The following is a 3,803-nucleotide window of genomic DNA, read 5'->3' as shown; positions in this document are numbered from 1 at the left end:
AGATTGTTTCGCACACTGCCGTGTGCGGCAGTACCTTAGACTGCTTTGCACAGCGCCCTATCTGGGCGCACTTTCACATTCTGCGTCAGGGCGGTCGGTATGCCGCCCCATTTTCTGAAACGCTTCCAGATTTCAACGGAATAGGCGGCGGTCTGTTCCTCTTTCAAGAGAAGATGAAATTCGTCCATAAAATACCGGGTGGATTTCCTTTCTGCCCGGTTGACGGTGACGCGGTTCCATACCTGGTCCTGCACAATGAGCATACCTAATTTTTTGAGCTGCTTCCCAAGCTGCTTGATGTCAAAGCAGACAAGGCGGTTTGAAAGCTCTACATTCGTCCTGTGGTTAAAGACGTTAAGGCTCCCGGAAACATAAAGCTCCAACGCCGCCGCGATACGCGCCGCTTCCGGCTCCGGCTGCTTCAAAAGCTCGTTGTAGAGGTCGCCCAAGATAGGCATTTTCTCCGGGTCGGGGTCTGCAAGGAAAGGGCGGTACACGTTCCTAACAGCGCGGTCAATGACGGTCTTATCGACGGGCTGCAAGCCCTCCTTGCCGCCTATGACAAGCTCGCAGAGGGAGAGGATAAAGTCGGATTTCAGCGCAAGGGGGCTGTCGTCCTCGCTGTAATTGAGGTTAATATCCATAGGGTTCACATACTGGGGCTTCCCGTCAATGCCCTTGCCCGTAGGCGATAACCGTATCACTTGCCCGTCAAGCCGCTGCACAAGGGAAAAATACTCTGCTTCCGGGTCGCAGATAATTATGTCGTCGTCGGTAATGAGGAAAGCGTTTGTCATTTCCCGTTTGGCGGCAAAGGATTTCCCGCTTCCCGGCGTACCCAAGATTAAGCCGTTGGGGTTCTTTAGCTGCTTGCGGTCGCAGAGTATCATGTTGTTACTAAGGGCGTTTAAGCCATAGTACAAAGCCGCGCCCGTCTGAAAAAGCTCCTGCGTGATAAAGGGGATAAAGATAGCGGTGCTTGACGTGGTAAGCCCTCTTTGAATGGGGATAAGGTTCTCCCCAAGCGGTACAGAGGACATAAGCCCCGCTTCCTGTTGGTAGTCAAGGCGGGTTAAGGCGCAGTTGTTCTTCTGTGCAATGCCCGCCGCCGCGAATACGTCATTTTCCAGTTTCCTTTTTGTGTCTGCCATGTTCACCACAAGGAACGTCAAGAGGAACATTCTTTCATTCCGGCTCTGCAAGTCCTGTAAGAGGTTCTTCGCTTCGCTGCCGAAAGTGGCAAGGTCGGACGGGATTATATCCATGTCGTAGCCGCTGCGTACCGCTTTTTTCTGTTCTTCGATTTTCATTTTGTCAAGGTCGGTGATTTTCCGCTTGATTGTCTTTATGGCTTCGGTCTGGTCGATACTGTGGATATGCAGATTGACGATAACGCCCGTTTCCAAGTCCAGAATGTCAGATAAGATACGGTCGTTTAATTCCGGCGCAAGGATTTCAAGGAATGAAACCGCGCCGATTTTGCGCCCCATGCGGAAATACCGCCCCTCGCCAAAACGGAAAGAGGACGGGGCGATAAAGTCCTTTGTGGAAAGCCCGGACGGGGCAAGCCATGAAAAATCAAAGGCAAACTGCCCGCCCTCCGGGTGGAAAATGCCATGCAGCATTTTAAGGCGTTCATAGCCTGTCATGGGGCGGGCAGACACGCCCAAGAGCTTAAAGTTGTTGAGTACGTCCGTTTCGATACGGGCAAGGCGGGATTTCGCCGCGCCCAGACTGTCGGCTTCAATGGCAAAGGTGATATATTTTGCTTTGACAAGCCCGTTGTTGCCCTTTGCAAGCTGGTTTTTCAGCATATCCCGGTATTCTGTGCGGATAGAATTGAAAGCGTCCTCCTGTGCCGGGATATTGACCGCCTTTTCCGCTTCGCCGCGCTGCGTCCCCTGATTGATGAAAGAGAGCTGCACCGAAACGGAAGCGTCAAAGTAGTTGAGGAAGTCGCACCAGTTCTCAAAAATGGCGGTCTTGTCGTCTGCCTGTGCAAGCTGATAGTTAATATCTTCAAAGGCGACGGTCTTTGAGTATTTCCGTCCCGTAACCTTGCAGATACCGTCCGGGTACATCTGGATATAAGGGATTGTCTGCTGCGCGGTGTGCGCTTTCCCGTCGCCCTTTGCCTGTCTGATGATTTCCGCAATCTGCTTTTTCTCGGCGCGGGTGAGCTTGCGGGGCGGGTTAGGCTTTGCGCTTCCCGCCGCGCTGTTTCTTCGTGTTTCCTTTTGCAATCGCTGATACCTCCTTTTCAAGTTTTCTCTGCCGTTCTAAGACGGAATAAAAGTTGTCTGTCCTGTATGGTCGTTCTTTGGGGGCTATGAATTTCGTCTGAATGATGTTCTTCACCACCACTTCAAGGGGCTGTCCATGCTTCTCATACATGGCAAAGAGGAAACAGGGCAGCATGACGGCAATCATAGCCATAGACGCAAGGCTTGTGCCTGTGCTGTCTTTGAGCAGAAAGAAAAGCGGCAAGCCGAACAGGAGAGCCGCCGCAAAACATACAATCTGCCGTTTGGTAAGGTTGAACGCTACTTTTGTCTTGACTTTGGATAAGTCTTTGGGTACGGGTACATACGCCAAGTGAAAACCTCCTTTCTCTGGGTTTGGTGTTGCTGTAACTTCCCATAAGGGTAATCAAGGCAAAGGTCAATCTATGCCCTTTGCCCGCCCGTATTATATGGGGGTTATCCGCGTCAAGGTCGGGTCGTATTTTCGCCGCTTCGCTCTGAAAATCTCCACCCTGCCCTTGACACGCCGCTAATGCGCGGAGAATATCGACTTCGCCAGTGCGCCGGATTTGAACAGGGAGAAACAGAGGATAACGGTATAGGCTGCAAGGGAGAATATCGCGCTGTGCAGATTGTCCGCTATTATCATGTTGTTTACCAGAACCGCGTAAATGCCGACGCATATCATAATGAGGAAGCCTTGAAAACCGATAGCGAACAGGGATTTGAGGTAGTTGTTTCCTATCTGCCCCCATTCCCGGTTCGTCATTGTTGCAAACGGGATAGGCGATACCGAACAGTAAAGGTAAATCTCTATCATGCGCCCGTAGAGGATAACGGTTATCAGTACGGACATGATTTTCATGCACAAGCTCACAAGGCTTGTTTCCATGACAAGTAAGAGCAGTTCGGGGATTTCCATAGCGTCAAGCCCGTCCTGCATGGAAGCAAGGGCGGCGGCAACATCAATCTCTGTGCTGCCGCCGATTACCCCCGCCGCGCCGGAAACAACGTGCTGCGCCATATCGAACACCGCCATAGTGATGTCAAAGGTGTGCGTCACAAGGTAGACTGCCACAAACGCCTTGAACACCCACTTGAAGAACATGGAAGTGTCAACGTCGTGCATATTGTTCTTTTCCGTTACCATGCTGATAAGCTCATAGCATAGGACGTAGGTAATGACAAGCCCCGCAATGGGTACGATTACATTCTCACTAAGGGTCTGTATCATGGAGAATATATTTGCGTTCCACCCTTGCGGGGTCTGCCCTACCTCTGCGGCGATAGTGCCGACTTTCTCGTTTACGTCCCCGAACATAGTTGACAGATTACCGTTTATGGCTCCTATGAGGATTTCCTTTATCCATTCGTTAATCGCGTCAAGTATGCTCTGCATAAGCCTTTACCCGCGCTTCTTAACCGAACAAGCCGGAAAGCAGCGGTACAAGGGTCATGCCGATAAGGGCAACGCCGCCGCCCGCCATAAGCTGCTTCATGCCCTGGCTCTTTATTGATGTGCGATAAAGAAGCAATAGAAGTGTAAAAAATTTTGCCGTT

The 3,803-nt window shown here is 51.2% G+C and carries 3 protein-coding genes and 1 pseudogene; all 4 read right to left on the bottom strand.

Annotation, left to right across the window (positions count from 1 at the left end):
- Positions 1-71: 71 nt before the first annotated feature.
- Positions 72-2,243: pseudogene (locus OCV66_RS15365) on the bottom strand (VirB4-like conjugal transfer ATPase, CD1110 family); the annotation flags it as partial.
- The gene (locus OCV66_RS15360) at positions 2,194-2,595 is read right to left on the bottom strand and encodes a PrgI family protein (RefSeq protein WP_002569171.1); all 402 of its coding nucleotides are present in this window, start codon (positions 2,593-2,595) and stop codon (positions 2,194-2,196) included. The pseudogene OCV66_RS15365 and the gene OCV66_RS15360, both read right to left, overlap by 50 nt.
- A gap of 177 nt (positions 2,596-2,772) precedes the next feature.
- Positions 2,773-3,642: a VirB6/TrbL-like conjugal transfer protein, CD1112 family gene (locus OCV66_RS15355; protein WP_002595174.1), complete on the bottom strand. Its 870-nt coding sequence runs from the start codon at positions 3,640-3,642 to the stop codon at positions 2,773-2,775.
- A 19-nt stretch (positions 3,643-3,661) separates the two neighbouring features.
- Positions 3,662-3,803, bottom strand: a 142-nt coding sequence (locus OCV66_RS15350; RefSeq protein WP_147574646.1) for a Maff2 family mobile element protein, incomplete at its 5' end; no start/stop codon positions are given.

It is taken from the genome of Agathobaculum ammoniilyticum, from assembly GCF_025567315.1.
Taxonomy (GTDB): domain Bacteria; phylum Bacillota; class Clostridia; order Oscillospirales; family Butyricicoccaceae; genus Agathobaculum; species Agathobaculum ammoniilyticum.
This window is presented reverse-complemented; position numbering and strand designations above follow the sequence as displayed.

Excerpts from the sequence above, each read along its gene's own strand:
- OCV66_RS15355 (WP_002595174.1), bottom strand. The coding sequence starts at position 3,642 with ATGCAGAGCATACTTGACGCGATTAACGAATGGATAAAGGAAATCCTC.